This is a genomic window from Amazonocrinis nigriterrae CENA67, from assembly GCF_016056305.1.
Lineage (GTDB): Bacteria > Cyanobacteriota > Cyanobacteriia > Cyanobacteriales > Nostocaceae > Amazonocrinis > Amazonocrinis nigriterrae.
In genome coordinates this window covers 105,046-123,875 of sequence record NZ_JAECZC010000002.1, presented here as the reverse complement: position 1 = coordinate 123,875, position 18,830 = coordinate 105,046, and the positions used below count along the sequence as shown (strand labels likewise).

Annotated in this window: 16 protein-coding genes and 1 pseudogene; 7 read left to right on the top strand and 10 right to left on the bottom strand. The window is 41.2% G+C overall.

Going from position 1 to position 18,830, the window contains the following annotated elements; translation table 11 throughout:
* Positions 1-50: 50 nt before the first annotated feature.
* Together I8748_RS02065 and I8748_RS02060 are read right to left on the bottom strand one after the other, a co-directional pair.
* On the bottom strand, positions 51-818 hold the full coding sequence (locus tag I8748_RS02065) for a DUF1350 family protein (RefSeq protein WP_198123014.1): 768 nt from the start codon (positions 816-818) through the stop codon (positions 51-53).
* A 162-nt stretch (positions 819-980) separates the two neighbouring features.
* Complete coding sequence (locus tag I8748_RS02060) at positions 981-1,733, bottom strand: hypothetical protein (protein ID WP_198123013.1); 753 nt, start codon at positions 1,731-1,733, stop codon at positions 981-983.
* Positions 1,734-2,414: 681 nt separating this feature from the next.
* Here I8748_RS02060 and I8748_RS02055 point away from each other — a divergent pair.
* Complete coding sequence (locus tag I8748_RS02055; protein ID WP_198123012.1) at positions 2,415-3,380, top strand: acetamidase/formamidase family protein; 966 nt, start codon at positions 2,415-2,417, stop codon at positions 3,378-3,380.
* Between the two features lie 24 nt (positions 3,381-3,404).
* A complete protein-coding gene (locus I8748_RS02050) occupies positions 3,405-3,776 on the top strand; it encodes a sulfite exporter TauE/SafE family protein (protein ID WP_198123011.1) in 372 nt (123 codons plus the stop codon).
* Between the two features lie 315 nt (positions 3,777-4,091).
* Here the strand turns inward: I8748_RS02050 and I8748_RS02045 are convergent, their stop codons facing one another.
* The 7 genes and pseudogenes from I8748_RS02045 to I8748_RS02015 all read right to left on the bottom strand — a co-directional run.
* Entirely contained in the window at positions 4,092-5,339 is a 1,248-nt protein-coding gene (locus I8748_RS02045) for an HhoA/HhoB/HtrA family serine endopeptidase (RefSeq protein WP_198123010.1), read from the bottom strand.
* Positions 5,340-5,709: 370 nt separating this feature from the next.
* Complete coding sequence (locus I8748_RS02040; RefSeq protein WP_198123009.1) at positions 5,710-6,297, bottom strand: Uma2 family endonuclease; 588 nt, start codon at positions 6,295-6,297, stop codon at positions 5,710-5,712.
* A gap of 348 nt (positions 6,298-6,645) precedes the next feature.
* The gene (gene ygfZ, locus I8748_RS02035; RefSeq protein WP_198123008.1) at positions 6,646-7,629 is read right to left on the bottom strand and encodes a CAF17-like 4Fe-4S cluster assembly/insertion protein YgfZ; all 984 of its coding nucleotides are present in this window, start codon (positions 7,627-7,629) and stop codon (positions 6,646-6,648) included.
* 668 nt (positions 7,630-8,297) lie between these two features.
* Entirely contained in the window at positions 8,298-8,504 is a 207-nt protein-coding gene (locus I8748_RS02030; RefSeq protein WP_198123007.1) for a phycobilisome linker polypeptide, read from the bottom strand.
* Between the two features lie 237 nt (positions 8,505-8,741).
* Positions 8,742-9,230 carry an allophycocyanin subunit beta gene (gene apcB / locus I8748_RS02025; protein ID WP_096552162.1) on the bottom strand — a complete coding sequence of 163 codons (489 nt, stop codon included), beginning with the start codon at positions 9,228-9,230 and terminating at the stop codon, positions 8,742-8,744.
* A gap of 62 nt (positions 9,231-9,292) precedes the next feature.
* Complete coding sequence (apcA, locus tag I8748_RS02020; protein ID WP_198123006.1) at positions 9,293-9,781, bottom strand: globin family protein; 489 nt, start codon at positions 9,779-9,781, stop codon at positions 9,293-9,295.
* 251 nt (positions 9,782-10,032) lie between these two features.
* Positions 10,033-13,302: pseudogene (locus I8748_RS02015) on the bottom strand (phycobilisome rod-core linker polypeptide); the annotation flags it as partial.
* 548 nt (positions 13,303-13,850) lie between these two features.
* On the opposite strand from I8748_RS02015, the gene I8748_RS02010 reads away from it, so the two are divergent.
* Positions 13,851-14,381 carry a hypothetical protein gene (locus I8748_RS02010; protein WP_198123004.1) on the top strand — a complete coding sequence of 177 codons (531 nt, stop codon included), beginning with the start codon at positions 13,851-13,853 and terminating at the stop codon, positions 14,379-14,381.
* A 15-nt stretch (positions 14,382-14,396) separates the two neighbouring features.
* Here the strand turns inward: I8748_RS02010 and I8748_RS02005 are convergent, their stop codons facing one another.
* Positions 14,397-15,140 carry a 2-phosphosulfolactate phosphatase gene (locus I8748_RS02005; RefSeq protein ID WP_198123003.1) on the bottom strand — a complete coding sequence of 248 codons (744 nt, stop codon included), beginning with the start codon at positions 15,138-15,140 and terminating at the stop codon, positions 14,397-14,399.
* A 233-nt stretch (positions 15,141-15,373) separates the two neighbouring features.
* Between I8748_RS02005 and I8748_RS02000 the strand changes: the two genes are divergently transcribed.
* The 4 genes from I8748_RS02000 (at position 15,374) to I8748_RS01985 (ending at position 18,791) form a co-directional block, all read left to right on the top strand.
* Complete coding sequence (locus I8748_RS02000) at positions 15,374-15,865, top strand: hypothetical protein (RefSeq protein ID WP_225896280.1); 492 nt, start codon at positions 15,374-15,376, stop codon at positions 15,863-15,865.
* Positions 15,865-16,194, top strand: a complete 330-nt coding sequence (locus I8748_RS01995) for a PIN domain-containing protein (RefSeq protein WP_225896279.1) — start codon at positions 15,865-15,867, stop codon at positions 16,192-16,194. Before I8748_RS02000 ends, I8748_RS01995 begins: the two co-directional genes overlap by 1 nt.
* Positions 16,195-16,619: 425 nt before the next feature.
* Positions 16,620-17,804 carry a class I SAM-dependent methyltransferase gene (locus tag I8748_RS01990; RefSeq protein ID WP_198123002.1) on the top strand — a complete coding sequence of 395 codons (1,185 nt, stop codon included), beginning with the start codon at positions 16,620-16,622 and terminating at the stop codon, positions 17,802-17,804.
* A gap of 546 nt (positions 17,805-18,350) precedes the next feature.
* Positions 18,351-18,791, top strand: a complete 441-nt coding sequence (locus I8748_RS01985) for an ATP synthase subunit I (RefSeq protein ID WP_096552172.1) — start codon at positions 18,351-18,353, stop codon at positions 18,789-18,791.
* The last annotated feature ends 39 nt before the right edge of the window (positions 18,792-18,830 follow it).

Sequence of the window (18,830 nt, the reverse complement as noted above, 5' to 3'; positions counted from 1 at the left end):
CCCCTATTGTCCCCCGACTTTATGACCTTTTGCTAGTCATAAACAAAATATTATGGAGGTGAAAGGGGATTTAGCCACAAGAGGGTAGCGCGTTTTAGCTGGTTCAAGTCGCGGTATACTTCTTGCTTAAACCATTGCCCTAAAGCATCAAAGGGAGTAAAAGATGCTCCTGGTTGCCATTTAATGTCTTGACCTAGGGGTGTGGTATGAGTTCCTGGTAATGTTTGTGTTGTTACCATTTCAGGAAAGCGTTCTTGCAAGATTTTGGTTAAAGTCGCTGATTGATCAATAGTATCGTTGCTAAATTTGATTAATAAATTGCGGCGGATGTTGTAGCGTTCAAGGATAAGCTGGTTAGTTTCCAGCGGCGAGGGGGTAAACTCAATTGCCAAAGTAGAATTTAATTGCTCTACTAACGGAATAGCATCCTTGGCTGCATAATTATTGAAGGATATTAATATATTTCCAGCCCGTTCTACAGGGAAAAGACTGCCAATGAGCAAATGGAGTTTACAACCCATACTGTGGCCGATGCCGTAGATAGGAAGGTAGAGTTTACGTAATGCCGTAGATTCATGTAGTCGTTCTAAAGTGCGATCAAAATTCAGCAGTACAGATTTAGCGATCGCAATATGATCTAGAGTATTGACAAACGGCGTAGCAATGATGACATAACCCTTACTGGCCAACTGTTCCAAGAACCAGCGATAAGTCAGGTGAGGTGCAGTGGCGACAAATGCACCTCCCAAGAAATGGATGATACCGATGGGATTACGGGGAATGATTACCCAATTACCTCTAACTTCTTTCCAGTCCATGCCTGTAGGCGATCGCTTTATTTACACTACTTTATGTTAGACCCTGAATTGCAGCCTTGGGTTAGTTTGTGAGAAAAGCGATGAGGTGGGAGTTAGGAGTTAAGAGTTGGGAGCGCTAAGTTAGCAGTCACAGTGTAATCTTCCCCTACTTCCTTATCTCCCTCATCCCCCTATCCCCTCTACCCCTTCTTGACTCTGCAATTTTTTCATTTCAGATTGCACATCTAATGCAATTTGAAATGCTTCATTTAGTAACCGTCCATGTTCTGTAGCCTGTTCAGTAACTTGCATAGCCGTTAAAGTTGCTAAATTATTGACAAATAACTCTGTATTCCTCAGAATAAAGCTTTTGTTTTCTCTCAAAATTCTTTCTGTTTTTAAAGCACGGACTAAATCACTTCTGGTAAGTTGTAGTGCTTCTATGACTTTTTCCCTTTTCTGAATCCTAACTTCTGGATTTCCAGCTTCTTCTATTTGATCATTGATATCTATTGCTTTAATAACTGCATTATATCTATCAACATCTTGTAAAAGAATTTGCAGGGAGTGTGTCATGTGAGATTTAAGAGTTTTTAGTCTTTTTTTCCACCAATAATATAAAAATATTTGTGTGAAACTACCACCCCATATCAATAAAAATATTAATAATAACCAAGATGGAATTGTAATCCATGTTGCAAAAATTTTAATGAAAATATCAAATAATACATAACCGAAAACAACAGTAGAAAAACTCAGAAAAACTACAGTTGCACCCTCAGAGCCTTTAATTTTTTCTAAAATATCTTTGACAATTTTCTTGAAAGGATTAATAATAATTATTAATTCATCCTTCACAGGCAAATTAGTCAAAGTTTGTAGTTCTTTGTGACTAATCTCCAAGCCATGTAAATCATTACGCACAGCTTTCCCCATTTTTGGAAAAATAATTAGTTTAATACAATATAGCAATCAAATATATAGATCGCTCATGAAATAGGCATTTTATCCAAAATTTATTAATTGAGTGAATGGGTTAAGTTGAAATATTTAAGATTTGTAGAATATGATACTTGGGTAATCAACTATTTCTTGTCTGAAACAAGGTAGAATAAGGCATATTCAACAGCCTACTAATCTAGAGCATATACAACAGGTAATTATCCTAACGAACTGCTTTTAAAAACCCAATAATAAGATCATATCTCAGAAACTAGTGCTACAGCCTCAATTAAGTATAGGACTTCTGCAAACAAGAGCCACAACCCTTACTTTCACGTAGCGACAATTGATGAATTGCTGCGACAATGTGTAGTTTTGCCGAAGTCCTAAAATAAGCAAAAACCTAACTCCCCAGCTTCCTGATCCTGAGAGGATGTTTGAAGAGCCATTTTTAATACCCGAATCCTTGGTTTAAGGAAGTCGAGGGTAGTGTCAAACAAAAAATGTAGTATTTTAAGCTTTGTTCCCATATTAATTTTACTTAGATTATGCTTGAAAGCAAAACTATTGATACTTGACAAACATCCTATCACGCCCCTAAATACGGCGATCATGCATCTATCAGCGTAATACTTTAATTTTAAATAAAAATACTGTGAAGCCAGTAAAGGAATAATGAATCATCACATATTAAAAGCTACTAGAGAAACTGTGCATTTAGGTGGTTTCTCGCATCTACTAAAACCAGCACTGACTATTGATTCCGGCGATACTATAGACATAGAAACTTACAGTGGTTACTACGTTTACGACAAAGCCCCACCAGAGTTTCTCACACCAGAATTTCTTGACATCTGCCAAAATCTTCCCCCAGAACGTAAAATTGCAGCGGGGCCGCATTTATTGACAGGGCCAATTTACGTGCGGGATGCAGAACCAGGGGATGTTTTGGAAGTAAGATTAGAAGCGATCGCACCTAGTTTACCGGTTGGCTTCAATGCCATTCGTGCAGGTTGGGGTGCTTTACCACACCAGTTTCCTCAACCCGCCCTGAGATTCATTCCCCTAGATTTAGTTAACAATATCGCCGAATTTCCCGATAATAGCGGTATTAAAATTCCTCTCAAACCCTTTTTTGGTATTCTTGGTGTTGCTACCCCAGAAAATGCGCGAACTTCTATTCCACCAGGCTGTTATGGTGGTAATATTGATAACCGCGAACTCCAAACAGGTTCCCGTGTATTTTTGCCTATTTTTGTTCCAGGTGCGCTGTTTTCTATTGGCGATGGGCATTCAGCACAAGGAGATGGCGAAGTTAATGTCACCGCTATTGAAACTTCCATGAACGGTAGAATTATGCTCAAACTTCGCAAGGATTTGCAACTAACAACACCCCTTGCTGAAACATCTACTGATATTATCACAATGGGGTTTGCTCAAACATTAGATGCAGCCTTGGAGCTGGCTTTGCAAAATATGATTGATTTTTTGGAGAAATTTACACATTTGTCGGCAGAAGATGCCTATGTTTTGTGTAGTTTAGCTGTGAATTTTCGCATCACTCAAGTTGTAAACAGCCCTCAAAAAGGGGTTCACGCTATGCTACCAAAATCAATTTTTTCAAATAAAATTAGTTTGTAATTAGTAGGAAAAAAATAGTTTTGTATGTCTAATATACTTATCCAAATGTTGCTTATCGGTCTTGTGGCTGGTGTTGCAGGCGGTATGTTTGGTATCGGTGGTGGTGCAATTATGGTGCCAGCAATGGTACTGCTAGTTGGTCTAGATCAGAAGTTAGCTACTGGCACTTCTATTGCTGCACAAATCTTGCCAATTGGTCTGCTGGGAGCAGCAGTTTACTATCGTAGTGGCAAGATTGATCTCAAATATGCTGTACTAATTGCTGTTGGTTTATTAATTGGAAATTTATTTGGAGCTTTGTTTGCTAATCAGCCATATATTAGCAGTGAAACAATGAAAAAGCTATATGGCATCTTTTTATTATTGATTGGTATACGGTATTTAGTAGGACGTTAAAATTGGGAATTGTGAATGGGGAATTGGGAATGGGGAATTGGGAATGGGGAATGGGGAATTGGGAATGGGGAATTGGGAATGGGGAATTGGGAATTGAGAAGTAAAACAGGCTTTATGAATGAGGACTAGACCTAGTTTGTGTACTTCACCAATTGAAATCTGCCGTATATGGCTGTGCGTTAGGCTCAAGCCTAACGCACGCTAGTTAAGACTTATTTTATAAATCAACTGTCATTGTCATTGTTCTTTGCTGACAGTCAACAATCAACAACTTCAAGCAGAATAATTAATTTTTTGAAGTTACCAAAAAATAAATTATTGCAGTTGTTCAGTGGGGAAAGCACCAGGTTGTACAGCTAAGTTGACATTTTGTCCATTACGACTCAATTCTATACGCAAATTTGAGCCAACTTGACTATTTTCTACTGCTCTTTGAACGCTATTAGCATCTGTAACTAATTCACCATTGAGTTTTTTAATCACATCACCAGCACGGATTCCTGCTTTAGCTGCTGGGGAGTTAGGCATAACTTTTACAACTAAGACACCTTTATCTTCATTCACACTCAAACCGCTATTGGGGTCTGAGTTAATATTTTGCTTTAACTGAGGTGTTAAACCTACCATCTGAATGCCTAGATAAGGGTGCTGCACTTTACCTGTGGCTATCAGTTGATTGGAAATACGTTGTGCTGTGCTAATGGGAATGGCAAAGCCTAATCCTTGTGCGCCCTGGATAATAGCTGTGTTCATACCAATTACTTCGCCACGGGAATTCAGTAGAGGCCCGCCAGAGTTACCAGGATTAATCGCCGCGTCAGTTTGAATATACTCAACTCGCTTATCTGGGGCACCAATTTGATTGCTACTGCGTCCGGTGGCGCTAATGATTCCGGTTGTCACAGTATTATCTAACCCCAGAGGATTACCGATCGCGATCGCCCATTCTCCTGCTTGCAGTTGATCTGAGTTACCCAAAGCTACCGTAGGCAAGTTATCTGCCTGAATTTTGACAACCGCCACATCTGTTAATTCATCTTTCCCCAGCACCTTTCCTGTAAAACTGCGCCCATCCTTGACGGTAACTGTTACTGTATCAGCACCATCAACAACGTGGGCGTTAGTGAGGATGCGTCCATCACTACTAATGATAAAACCTGAACCAGTACCCCGTTCTACCCGATTTTGTTGTTCTGGTAATTGAGATCCAAAGAAACGCTGGAAAAATGGGTCTTGGCTGAATTCATCTGGTACCCTGCTTTTGACAGTTCGGGAGGAGTCAATTCGCACTACTGCTGGCCCTACCTTTTTCACCACCTCGATGACAAAGTTAGGATCTGTAGCAGCTGGTAATGGGGGGGCTGCATTGACTCGACTCACTGCTAAGTTTGAAGCACTAAGAGACAACTGCTGATGATGTCCAGCCAGATAGCCGCCTGCTAATGTCATACCCGATCCCAGCAGCACCAACGAGACAGAGGCTGCTGCTTTTTTCCAAGGAGTGTTTTTATAGGATTTATTAATTAAAGGATGATCGCTGTCATCGCGTATTTGGTTTTTCATAGCTGTCTGGAAGGATATTTGGATATATCACTAATGTAGACAGCATTTATGGCAGTTTTGTTACGGTTATGTAGCGTTATTGTGAAAAGTTTCACTATTTACGTAAACAATAGCCAAACCCCTTATTTCCACATAGATAAACGTTGCCAGAGGCGGCTTCACGCTTACAAATCAACCAAAGTGCGAGGATTTTGGTAAACTTGCCCCACTAAATCATTCCACATTCCATGCAGCACCTAGCTTATTACACTATTCTAATCGCGCCGCGCTACTAAAAGTTCAAAATTTTCTGAAGTAATCAACAATACCTGATTTAGTATAGGCGATCGCTTTCTTTTGGCGATGGTATTAATTATAGCTATATATTGCCTTATTCCTCACTCAAATCAAAATTAACCCGCTCATAAATCTCACGTAAGGAAATCTGGAAATTGAGAGAATCTAGAATTAAAATAGCGTGTTCACCTTCATATTCCTTAAAAAGCCATTGACTTTCTGCTTGTTTAGCAAATTGTTCTACTGTAAAACTATACTGGTCAATCATAATATATTCTTGAAATCCAGAAATTGAACGGTAATATTTAAACTTGTCTGTTTTGTCATAATTTTTAGTTGAATTTGATAAAACTTCAACTATTAACAAAGGATTAGTAATAATTGTTGTACCAGTTCCCTCGTAAACAGGTTTACCTTTAACGACCATAACATCAGGATAAGTGTAGATTCGATATTGAGGTATGGACAATTTTACATCACCAATGTAAATCTCATAATCTTGTCCTTGTATTGTTAGAGGAAATTTTTTATAAAAGTTACCTGCAATTTTATTGTGGTTAGTTGTTCCCCCTGTCATGGGTAGAATTTCTCCATTTCTGTATTCATTTTTATATTCAGCCTGTTCTTCTAATTCCAGATACTCTTCTGGGGTGTAATTGCACTTCTCTGTTTGTAAAACCATATTTACTACCTCCATTAACCGTATCACTACAGCATAATTAGGTTTTTTGAACTGTATTAATTCTAGCGACGGAATGAATGAAAACCCTTTTACTCTTTGTGTCTTCGTGTCTTTTGTGGTTAAAAATTTTTACCACAAAGACGAGGCAGCGCGTTGCGGAGCCAGTTGCGTGGGCGGGTTTCCCGACTTGAGCAAACTGGCGTGAGGTTCCCTCCGTTGTAGCGACTGCCGTCACAAAGTCACAAAGTATTTTCTAGTTAGATAGGCAAGAATAATGCCAAAATGTTTGAAACTCTAACAAATGACGAGTTCACTTTATTGTTGCCGATCTAGTTATTTGAATATCTATTAATTTGGATATTCATGAGAAACAAACGGGACTGCGACGATTTCCCCCTCAGTTTCTCCGACTTGGACTTTCAAACCTATACCACCAGCTTTGCTCTTGATGTAACCTAGTCCAAAGTGACCTTCAGGAGTTTCTGTATAACTGGTCAGTTTACCGACTTTTTCATCAGCGATCGCGATCGCACTTCCAATTTCCGCAGCAGCACTGAGGCGAATACCCCATAGGTATTGCTTTACACCTTTATAGGTATTCAACCGAGCGATGGTTTCTTGACCGATGTAACAACCTTTGTTAAAAGAAATCGTCTGCCATAAACCCACTTCCAGGGGATTGTAATCATCTGTAAGTTCTAAATCTGGCGCTGGTCTACCTTGTAATATTCGTAACGTTTCCCAAGCGCGATCGCTTAATTCTACTGCCCCTAATTCTAAAATCTGACTCCACACCTTTTGTTTATTGGAAGCTGGCAAAATCAGAGTATATCCCACAGTAGCCAAGCCGCTACCCACAGCTACGACAATATCATCAACTGAGATATGATTCCCGTAGGGTTGACCAATAATTGCTCCTGCACCCAGCTTTTCTATCACTGTGTCACTGTCTGGCCCGACTAAGCTAAAGGTAGCTGTTTCATCGGTGACATCCGCTAACTGTACTTTGTCAGCAAAGAAAATATATCTATCCAACCATTGCATCAAAAACTCACGGCGGCTAGGTGAAACTAACAACAACACTGCATCATCAAGAACATAGGCAGTTACCAAGTCAATTGTACGGGCTGTAGATGTCACCATTACAGTATCACAACCCTGTCCTGGCTTGAGACTTTGGAAATCGTTAGTACTTTGGTTGTGTAAAAAGCGCAGACGGTCATCATCAGAAACACGGATGCGTCCCCAAAAAGAGCGATCGCATACAGCAACCCCTGCTGTTGCGGCTTGGATAGCTGCTGCGTCTTTACCGTCAATTGCAGATGTAGCCATAGTGGTGAAGAGTGCCCTGTTTCAATGTTTTTGCATTGGCAATCTTAGCAAAGAATGATAGCTGCGATCGCTGTATATGGTCTGAACTTAAAGTATGAATAGAAATTCAGAGTACACAATGATTCTAAATTCTGGCTCCTGATCCCGTTTTTGTCACTCTTGTCAGAGGTTATTTATAAAGTAAAAATAAAATTTTTGTAGGGTGTGTTAGGCGCATATTTCAATATGATTTGTAACGAAAAATATCTGAAAAGCGCCTAACGCACCGTTGATATGACGGTGCGTTAGGCTAAAGCCATAACACACCCTACTTAAGATTTACTTTATAAATGGTCTCTCAGAGAATAATCTGAACTCTTTAATTGAAAAGACCTTGATTCCTTTTTAGTAGAATGAAGAAATTTTCCGTCTCATAAATAGTTAGACTGACTAAATTTATGGGCACTCTTTTTGTAAGAGATAGTTAGACAAAGAGATGGCATTATGCAGAAATTGGGTATTATTGTGATTACTCTGGGTATTTTGTCTCCACCCGAAAGTGGAATTTCCAGTACAGAAATGCGACGTAGGTTAGGGTTGAGTGAAGTTTAAAAAATAGCAATAAAAAAAGAGGTCAACCCCGACCTCTTTGAAACTCCCTAAAATAATGTTCGGTCTATATATAAAAATTACGCCAACCCGGTATTAGCACCTTGCTTACCTGTAGCTAGTTCTACCTTCACGATTTTGCCGCCTGCTTTTTGAATCCGTTGCTGTTCGCTGAACCAGTTTTCATAAGGAACAAGCTTGGTGAAGTAGGTATTTTGTAGTTCGCGTTGGGTACGAATCCGGGTTTGGCTGGGAACACAAGCAGTAATTTTGAATAACCGCGCCATGTTTTAAATCTCCTGTGGTAAACGTGAAAACTTTTTTATCTCAAAAGAAACGGGAGTATGTATTTTACTCAAATCTTAAAATCATTCATTCCAAGGCTGGAAATCAAGCATCAATACTAGAACGTTAACACTCATCACTGAGCTATTCAAGAAGATAAGCGACAAAACTCTCTAGCACTCACGATTGATTTCCAGACCTTAATTTCGCACCTAAAATACTTAAGTGCAAACTAGCTATTAGCTCAAGCCAGAGGAGATATAGTCTAGGTAAGTACCCATTTCCTTACCAGCATCTGCACCAACCAAAGCAGCAGTTACTTCTTTGATTGCTTGGATAGCTTGTACGGTAGGGCCAACGGGAACACCCAAAGAGTTGTAGGTTTCTTTCAAACCGTTCAATACGCGCTCATCCAGGATGGAAGGATCGCCAGCTAACATAGCATAGGTTGCATAGCGGAGGTAGTAGTCCAAATCGCGGATACAAGCAGCATAGCGACGGGTGGTGTACATGTTACCACCGGGACGGGTGATGTCAGAGTACAGCAAGGACTTTGCAACAGCTTCTTTAACGATCGCAGCTGCGTTAGCGCTGATTGTGGTAGCAGCACGGACGCGCAGTTCACCACTTGAGAAGTAAGCTTTCAACTTCGACAAAGCAGTCGCATCTAAGTACTTACCTTGAACGTCCGCAGAGTTAATTACAGCGGTAATAGCGTCTTGAGCCATGTTGTTAATTCCTTATTTCCAATCGTATTGCAATACTTTTGTTTCGTGTCGAGGAAACAGCTTTAGCCGCCTAGAGCACCAATTAGGTAGTCAAAGTAAGCACCAGCTTCAGCAGCGTCTTCGCCAGACAGCAAGCTATTTGCTCCAGCCTTCAGCCCACGGATACCTTCAATAATGCCATCGATGGGGGTGCCGAGGGACTTGTACATTTCTTTAGCGCCTACAACACCAATTTCTTCGATGGGGGTAACATCACCAGAAACGATACCGTAGGTAACAAGGCGGAGGTAATAGTCTAAGTCACGCAGACAAGTAGCTGTCATTTCTTGACCGTAAGCGTTACCACCAGGAGACACAACATCAGGGCGCTTTTGGAACACTTGGTCACCTGCTGCCTTGACAATGCGCTCGCGGCTTTGGGTCAAAATATCAGCAATGCGGACGCGACGCTCACCACTTGTAACAAAGCTCTTGATCCGATCCAGTTCGCCAGGGCTGAGGTAGCGAGCTTCTGCATCAGCATTCACGATGGACTTCGTGACGATACTCATTAATGGATTCCTCCAATACGAATGAAACCAGAATTTGATTAAATAGGTGCAACTTTACATTGCTCCTTCCGCAGTATATTTTCCGGCATTGTGTTGAGCATTTATGACTGCTCTTAACACTTTGTAATATTCCTTTTCAGATTTGCAACAAATTGGGTACTGGGGATTGGGTATTGGGTATTGGGTATTGGGTATCAAGGAAGAATTTTCCCAGTCCCCAGTCCCTAGTCCCCAGTACCTAATCCCTAATCAGCCTGTATGCTACCGAGGTAGTTACCTGCTGGTAAGGATGAAAAGCGGTGGTAAGGCACTACATCTTCACCAAAGTAACCGATATACTCTGGGCTATCGACAATTGCATCTACAGCGCCTCGTAAGCCACGGATAGACAACAACTCGTTGTAGGTACCAATTTCGTCCTGAGTTGCTGGTGCGCGTCCTAGCAGGTGACGGAATAGGAATTCAACCACCTTGGTGTTGGGATAAGCTGTACAGAAGCGTTGGCGATAGATTTCCGAACTAGCCAGTTCTCTAACAAACTCGCGCACGGAAATTTCCTGGTTCTGCAATTTGCTGTCCAAGTCAGCGCGGCGGAAATTATCAGGAACCTCACTGCCGAATAGATCTAGCACTTGAGAGTAAATAGCAGCGATCGCTTGTTGCATTTCTGCTGCGTTAGCGCCTACACTCAAACGATAAATCCGTGCAGATTGGCGACGCTCTACCGACTGTGTAACACCATAGTTGCTGGAACGACCCAATCCCACAGTCAACGGTTCGCTGCTTTGTGATGATACATCTGCGATCGCTAAGCGCGGTTTGACTGGCTCAAAGCTAGGTACAACCACATCATCATTTTGCTTAGTTAGCTGGTTGTACAACTTCTCAGTATTCGGGAAGTTTGCTGCTGGTAAGGTCGGGAAGCGACGGTAAGGAACCGTATCTTCGCCAAACACTTCAGCATATTCCTGACTACCGACGATCGCAGTGATAAAGGCGCGGAGTCCCTGAGTTGCCAGAATTTGGTTATATTTGCGGATTTCTGCCTGGTTTAGAGGCGCTCTTCCCAGGAAGTGTTTTGTTCCCAGTTCAATCACCTTGGTGTTGGGATAAGGCGTGTAGAACTCTTTGCGGTAAAGGCTGGAATAACCTAAACCTTCAATGAACTCTTTAACAGTAATTTCGCCATTCCCTAACTTGCTTTCCAAAACTTTGAATTCTCTGGAAGTAGTGACATAGGGTGCAATATCACGCTCGAAAATTTGGCGATAGGCAGCACTGATGGCAGTTTGTACCGCCACTTTATCCTTGATACCAGCCACCAACTTGAAGATTTTCGTTTGTTCGCGCTGTTTAGAAACACCTTGATTGATCCGAGCCTGAACATCGGGTTCTGTACGGGTTTGAGTAACTGTACCCAATGTGATAAACAGCGGTGTTTCTTCCTTCTGAATTGAAGGAGCGATATCTTCGCGAATACTGCCAACTCGTAGCGACCTCTGTGACACACCAGCAGGTGTCAAATACCGTTCGTATGGAACTGTATCTTCACCGAATGCCTCACTGTATTCAACGCTGTTGATGATCTCATCAACCACCGCATAGAAACCCTGCTTAGCAGCGATATCAAAGTACTTATTCGTTTCCTGACGACCGTAGGTGGGACGACCTAACAATCGCCGATGAATGTACTCAATCGCCTTCATCACATACAAAGATGTCCAGTAAGTTTTACGGAAAACATCGGACTTCGCCAAAGCACGGATAAATTCGCGCACGGAAATGTCGCCGTTTTCCAGCTTGGTTTCTTGCACACTCAGGCGTTGACCTTCGTAGACATCGCGACCGAAAACTTGCAGGTAAGCGGCTTTAATCACTGCTTGCGTGGAAGTTTCGGAGAATTTGATGCTGGCACCTTTACCAACTTTTTTACCGAATGTGGCAGGAATTTGATCCAGCTTGAAGACTTTCGCGCCTAGACTACCAGGTGCTACACCCCGCGCATCGGGATTGCTGTTTTGGTTATTGATACCGGGCCCTTGGTGAATCAAGATGCGCTTGGTATCTTTACCAAAGAAAGCTGGTCTGCTGCTGGGGTTGCGAGTTTCTTTCGGGAAAATCGCTCCAAATTGAATTTCCAACGGGTCATTACCAGAACCGTAAGGATGCTGATCTGGTAGTGGCTGTTCGTAAGCAGCGAATGTTGTGATGAACTGAGGTACTTTGCGGAAAGGCGCACTGTAGTTAAACAGGTCTTGCTGTGGCCCCCAGTTGCGACATTCTTGTGCTTCTTGACCAAGACCCCGCAAATAAGGTACTGTCTCTTCGCCAAAGTAATCGCCGTATTCTTCAGAATCTACTAAAGCATCTACTAAAGCTGGCAGACCACCGTCAGAAATAATAGAGAAGTATTTTTGTACTTCTTCACGGCTACTTGGCCCGCGTCCCAAAATGTGACGGAAAGCTAATTCGATAACTCGGCTGTTAATAAAAGGCTGGTAAAACTGTTTTTGGTAAAGTGGAGATTTTGCCAGACGGCGAACAAACTCTTTCATGGAGATATCGCCATTCTTCACCTGAGATTCTAGGTAAGATATCGACTGTCCATAAGCGCGGGTAATGTCACGCTCAAAGATCTGCCGATAGGCAGCTTTGATTACCTCATTTTTTTCACTGGCTGATAAACCAGGCTTCATGACAAACTTCGGACGCCGTTCTGACGCATTGAAGTAAATCTGCGGCAGTTGCAATCCTTGTTGGTCGCCAGAGGGACGTTGACGGACTTTGTTAGAAGGTGTTGCTCCTTGGAATTCTATCAGCAAAACATTCATGTACTGAGTCACAATGTCTGTGGCTTCAGCATCTTGACGGAAAAATGAAAGTGAAGCGGCTTTGATTTCTTGCAAAGCGACTATGGTTGCTTCGCCAGAACAAGCATTTTCAATTATTTCCCGTAAACCCCGTGTATTCACAGCAATGATGTTGGGGTCGCCTGCGACGATCGCATAAGTAGCATAGCGTAAGAACCAGGACAAGTCCCGCAAGCTCTTGGCCATGTTGCTTGGGCCATAGCGAGCCACGTTGATTGGTCTAAAGCCTTGAGGTACTGGGCCGCTGGGGGATGTGTTAAAGATTGAGCGTAAACCTTCAAAGAACCCACCACGACTTTCAACGTAGGTAACGGTTCCCAGTTTCATCCCATCTTGAACATTGCCACCACTAGCAGCAGCACCAGCCATAGCTAGTTCTGGTTCTCTGGGCTTTTCTAAAAAAGCCATTGGCGAACCACCAACGAAAATCCTGTTGGCAGCCCTAGATACGATAATCTCGGAATTGTCTGTCAGTATCTGGGCAATTTCTAGACGCTTTGCGCCAGATGCAAAATAGCTTGCCAGTTCATTCAGTTCGCCGGTTCCCAAGAAACGGTCTTGTTGCTCCGCTTGGGTAATGGTTGCCACAGCTAAAGTTTGATATAGTTGCGGACGCGCAACTGAGCTTCCACCACTTGCCTTAACACTCATCGGATTTGTAAAACTCCCATCATAATTATTTATGTGTTAAGTCTGGGTTGCTCTGAGGCTTGACACATCGGTGTGGTTATGCCTTAAGAGTACCGCCTTCAAAACGCCAGTAAATTAACCCAGTCAGCTTTTAGATTAGAACGTTTTGCGTTTTCACTGGTGATTTATTAAGAAGTATGTAGAATCTGTAGCCTTGATCATCAAGTTAGAACATACACACTCTTACTTCCATGAGACAAAATTATAGTTTTGTTACAAAGTGTTACAAAAATCACAGGAATGCTTTGCTTCGTTCTTAATACCTAATTCTATTAGATTGCGACAATATCTACTCTAGTGGGACTGGGTACTGGGTACTGGGAAAATGTTCACTCCTAAATTTGAGTGGGGTTTGAATCCCTCTCTCCATAATCCTCCTAGTCCCCAGTCCCTAGTTCAACAATTCTTCAAAACGGCAACCAGCATCTAAAAGTTTATTTTTTTACAAGACTAAATAATTATGGTGAGTTAAGGTTTAGTAATCAGTAATCCTAGACCAGTAAATCACCATGTATAAAAGTCATAACAATAACAATATTTTCAGTACTTTCGTCTCTGTCCTAGCTATAGTTTTGACCATCACTCCTGCCAATGCACTTCCAGGGCAAAACATCAATACCGTTATCAAATGGGCAAAGACCAAATCTCAACTATTACCCTTGAGATATAACAGCGAAGCGCATGGTTATGAAAGTTCAAAGGGAAATTTGTACTTTTACGCTGATGTAACTTCTCAAAATGGGATAGTAAATAAAGAAGGAATAACTGTTAGTGGTGACTCTAGTGTCAAATTCACTACCAAAACTTCCCAAGCAGTGAAACTATTAAAAAATATCTACAACTCCAACATTGCCAATGACTTCCAAAAATCAAAGTATGTCACAAAAGTTGGTCGTGACCAGTTTTATCGCGGTCAAAATTTTGCCTACATCACTGCTCAGGTACAGGGTGGTTCAGCATTTCAGATAATTCAATTAAGTAAATTACAGGGAGAAATTAATAATGCAAAATACTGTCAAACACACGAATGTGACCTTTAATTGATTAGTCTATTTTTATTTTATAATTCTTCCTAATGGCTGTTTAACATAAGCATTTTCTCTAAACAAAGGCACGCAATCACTAACGTTGTACATAGCTGCGAGTTCAACATCTGCCTCGAAACCTGCTGCAATTAACTCTTTCCCAGAACTACATTTTTGCAAATAACTTAGTAAATCTTTCTGGAAAGTCTGAAATGTTGCCACAGCTACTTCAGCTTCTGGTGAAAGACTTCCTTGCAAGTAACTGAGAATTGCCCCAGCACCAATTAAATCTTCAAATGCAGGTCGTAGGCTACCATCATCTTTCCACCTTTCGCCAGCAGGAATCACTGCAATTTTATTGCCGTAGTTTTGGGCAAACTGCGCCACAGCTTGGCAATTTCGCAAACACCCAGCCATAGTAGGTGTATTCCCAGTTTGTAAAGTTAGAAAAGAACCATTAGGTGAAGGTAAAACTAGTCTAGTTCCAGCAGGAATTTGAGTTACCGACTTTGGGGAAAGAGAATATCCGGTTGTAGTCCAACGTTGTCGATGACTTGCCAACTCCGCCTGTACTGACTTGGCATAATCTATAACTGATTCATCTTTATATGGGTAAGGAAAAATTATTGCACCGTTGTTGGTGGCAATTTCTACACAAGTAGAAAAAGAAAGAACATCAACTATCACAATCACATTACTGATAGAAGCAAGTTGAGCAACCCCTTGTGGCCCCCACTCACAGCGCAAATCAAACTCTGATTGGTCGTAAATCATGAGAGCGATCGCAAAAAAACAATATTATGAAAATCAAACCACAGATAAGTAAGTCTGTGTAAATAATTAAAGCTTTGTACTCACTACTTTAGTACTTTAGCCCTGACTATGAACTACTGCTCACACCTAAATATAAAGCTTTGAGCGAAGTTGAGGCAGTAAGTGTATCGCCATTTATAGATTATTCGGTTGCAAAGTTATAATCAATATAAAACTTCAAAGGCAAAAAAATCATGAATTTCGCTGTCAAAATTTCCTCTAGTGATACAGCGCCCAAGTCAACTTATGATGTGCTAATTGAAAATCAACCAGATGGCACAGTTAAAGCAACATTGCTAGGTTTACCAGAGTGTCAAGGTATAGGCAATACAGAAACAGAAGCAATTGAAGAAGTTAGTCAAAGTCTGCAAAGTCGGTTAGAGAGTGCCAAAATAGTTACTTTAGCAATTGAAGCAGCTCAATCAGAAAATCCTTGGTTGAAATTTGCAGGAATGCACAAAGATAATCCTCTGTTTGATGAAGTAATTGCTTATATAGAAGAAGAACGTAGTGAACTTGATATACAAATGGAGGCATCTCATGCAAACTTTATCAATGAATTTGAGAATGAAATTAAACAATTGGGACTGACAGAATTTGCAGAATTTGACGATTTTCTAAAGCTTGTTCATTTTAAGCACTACAATCAATACATGCAACCAAAAGATGCGGAGTCTAATTTATAGTGGCTAAGTTATATATATTAGATACAGATCACGTATCACTTTTTCAACAAGGAAACCCAACAGTAATACAGCGTATCAGCCAAAAGAAACCTGAAAATCTTGCTGTAACTGTGATTACACTGGAGGAAAAAATTAAAGGATGGCTGAAAAGTATCAAGGATTGTAATAGCAACCTTTCCAAATACAATACTAAATTAGTATGGGCTTATAAAGGCTTGGCAGATGAAATAGAGTTTTTCAAAAATATTCGATTACTGGCTTTTGATAATGATGCTTATGCAATGTACCAGCTTTTATTAATTAAAAGACTTAAAGGCATAGGTACGTAAGATTTACGTATTGCGGCAATTGCACAATCTGTAAGTGGGATTTTAGTAACCCGCAACTGGAAAGATTTTGAAAAAGTCACTGCTTTGACTCTAGAAGATTGGACAAAACCTTGGCCAAATGTAAAATAACTAAAATTGGTGGTTGTTTAATATTGAGTATTATTTAGTTAATTTAGGATGAAATGCGAGGTAAATTATAGCTTTTTTATTATTGAAATTTGCAATTTTAACAAATGATTTTTATTGCTTCATAATACAAGAAATAAAAAATTACTTAAAGATTAGTGTTTGTACTTAAACAATATCCATACTTGCCTAAGTTGAAATAATCCAGCGTTGCATTTTCACAATAGCGATCGCCATCATCTGTCTACCCTAAGTGTCCAGCATTCGCTAAACTCAGAATTGCTGCGATTTTACTTACCATGTCAGACCCCCAAACTGTTAGCGCTGCTGTTGCCAAACTCTACAACACATACCCTTTTCCATCTGACCCTCTGCTGGATGAACCACCTCCAGGTTACAATTGGCGCTGGAATTGGCTAGCCGCTCATAGCTTCTGCACAGGTCAAAAACCTCAAAGGCAAAACATCCGCATTTTAGATGCTGGTTGTGGTACGGGGGTGGGTACTGAGTACTTAGTTCACCTCAACCCTCAAGCTGATGTCGTGGGAATTGACCTCAGTGAGGGTGCTTTGGCAATGGCAAAAGAACGTTGTCAACGTTCTGGGGCTAACCGGGTAGAATTTCATCACCTCAGCTTGTTCGATGCGGAACAGTTACCTGGTGAATTTGATTTAATTAACTGCGTTGGCGTTTTACACCATACCCACGATCCGATTCGCGGGATTCAAGCTTTAGCTAAAAAGTTAGCCCCTGGCGGCTTTTTCCATATTTTCGTCTACGGTGAGTTGGGGCGCTGGGAAATTCAACTCATGCAAAAAGCGATCGCCCTCCTCCAAGGAGACAAAAAAGGCGACTACCGCGATGGTGTGCAAGTCGGACGAAAAATATTTGGCTCTTTACCAGAAAATAACCGTATTGTCAAATACGAAAAACAACGCTGGTCAATGGAAAACCACATGGATGAACACTTTGCGGATATGTATGTTCATCCCCAGGAGATTGACTACAACATTGAGACGCTGTTTGAATTAATAGATGCTTCTGGCTTAGAGTTTATTGGCTTCTCCAATCCTGGTTTTTGGCAATTAGAAAGACTTTTGGGCAAAGCCCCAGATTTAATAGAAAGGGCACAAGGGTTAAGCGATCGCCAACGCTACCGCCTGATAGAATTACTAGATCCAGAAGTTACTCATTATGAGTTTTTCCTTGGTCGTCCTCCCCTGCTGAAAAATGATTGGTCAGAAGATGAAGCTTTGTTAGCAGCAATTCCCGAACTCAATCCCTGCATGGACGGATGGCCAAGTCAAGCTATCTTTAACCAAGATTATCAGATAGTCAAATTGTCGCAAGACGAGTTTGAATTTTTACAAGCCTGTGATGGCAACTTGACAGTAAAAGAGATATTGGCAAAGGTACAACTGGGGTTAGAAGGAGTCAGAACCATCCTTAAGCAACATTTAATTTTATTGACACCGGGTCAATAGTTAGTGGTCAGTTGTCAGTGGTCAGTTGTCAGTTGTCAGTTGTTATTCTCCCCTGCTCCCCTGCTCCCCATCTCCCCTGCTCCCCTGCTCCCCTACTTTGAAAGCTCCCCTGCACCAAATGCTCGCTAAGTGGCAGCTTTTAATAAATCTAATGTAGATTAAGAGAGTACCCAGCGATTGCTCAAGATATTGGGCATAACACCTCAAAACAAGTTGGAGTTTGGCAAAATTCAGCAACAGGGCGATTTCTCCTCGAGCCGCTGATTTGATGAACACCAATTTAATGGTTACACTTGATGCTGATGATACAACGACCCCGGAGGACAGTTACTCACCTAGAAAAAGGCGAAAATTAGCAGAAATTGAGAATTATCTCAGCTTCACCTGGCGATCGCTCTCTAACTTCTGTGAGCGCGTATTTTGCAATTTATGTAATGGTCACAAGAAGTTAATTGTTTTTTTCTAAAGTATTGTTACCGGATCGTGATATGATTCAGCTGACTGAATGTGCAGTCATCATGTTTAACTGTACTGGTTTCAAGTCCCGTGAGCTTGTCAGACGAATCAGTTGTACCCGCTCCCACAACAGGACAAGATGCTATATCTGGTTCTGAAGACACAGAATCAGATAACTCCATGGGAGAGTTCTATCAACTTTACCAGAAGTTGTTGGTAATCACACTTGTCTTGACGGGGATTATTTTTATCTCTGTGTGGATTTTTTATTCCTTAAACATTGCTCTGAATTATTTGATTGGGGCGTGTACAGGTGTGGTTTACTTAAAAATGCTGGCTAAAGACGTTGAGCGACTCGGTGGTGAGAAAAAGCGTCTGAGCAAAACTCGTTTTGCTCTATTCATTGGGTTGATCGTACTGGCAACTCAATGGCGTGAGTTACAGATTCTTCCAATATTCTTGGGATTTCTAACTTATAAAGCCACGCTCCTCGTCTACATGGTGCAAACTGCGTTCATTCCTGATTCTTAAAAAATCAGGCTCACAAAGACAATAATCCCATCCTCGCTC

Excerpts from the sequence above, each read along its gene's own strand:
- I8748_RS02065 (WP_198123014.1), bottom strand. The coding sequence starts at position 818 with ATGGACTGGAAAGAAGTTAGAGGTAATTGGGTAATCATTCCCCGTAAT.
- I8748_RS02060 (WP_198123013.1), bottom strand. The coding sequence starts at position 1,733 with ATGGGGAAAGCTGTGCGTAATGATTTACATGGCTTGGAGATTAGTCAC.
- I8748_RS02055 (WP_198123012.1), top strand. The coding sequence starts at position 2,415 with ATGAATCATCACATATTAAAAGCTACTAGAGAAACTGTGCATTTAGGT.
- I8748_RS02050 (WP_198123011.1), top strand. The coding sequence starts at position 3,405 with ATGTCTAATATACTTATCCAAATGTTGCTTATCGGTCTTGTGGCTGGT.
- I8748_RS02045 (WP_198123010.1), bottom strand. The coding sequence starts at position 5,339 with ATGAAAAACCAAATACGCGATGACAGCGATCATCCTTTAATTAATAAA.
- I8748_RS02040 (WP_198123009.1), bottom strand. The coding sequence starts at position 6,297 with ATGGTTTTACAAACAGAGAAGTGCAATTACACCCCAGAAGAGTATCTG.
- ygfZ (WP_198123008.1), bottom strand. The coding sequence starts at position 7,629 with ATGGCTACATCTGCAATTGACGGTAAAGACGCAGCAGCTATCCAAGCC.
- I8748_RS02030 (WP_198123007.1), bottom strand. The coding sequence starts at position 8,504 with ATGGCGCGGTTATTCAAAATTACTGCTTGTGTTCCCAGCCAAACCCGG.
- apcB (WP_096552162.1), bottom strand. The coding sequence starts at position 9,230 with ATGGCTCAAGACGCTATTACCGCTGTAATTAACTCTGCGGACGTTCAA.
- apcA (WP_198123006.1), bottom strand. The coding sequence starts at position 9,781 with ATGAGTATCGTCACGAAGTCCATCGTGAATGCTGATGCAGAAGCTCGC.
- I8748_RS02010 (WP_198123004.1), top strand. The coding sequence starts at position 13,851 with ATGTATAAAAGTCATAACAATAACAATATTTTCAGTACTTTCGTCTCT.
- I8748_RS02005 (WP_198123003.1), bottom strand. The coding sequence starts at position 15,140 with ATGATTTACGACCAATCAGAGTTTGATTTGCGCTGTGAGTGGGGGCCA.
- I8748_RS02000 (WP_225896280.1), top strand. The coding sequence starts at position 15,374 with ATGAATTTCGCTGTCAAAATTTCCTCTAGTGATACAGCGCCCAAGTCA.
- I8748_RS01990 (WP_198123002.1), top strand. The coding sequence starts at position 16,620 with ATGTCAGACCCCCAAACTGTTAGCGCTGCTGTTGCCAAACTCTACAAC.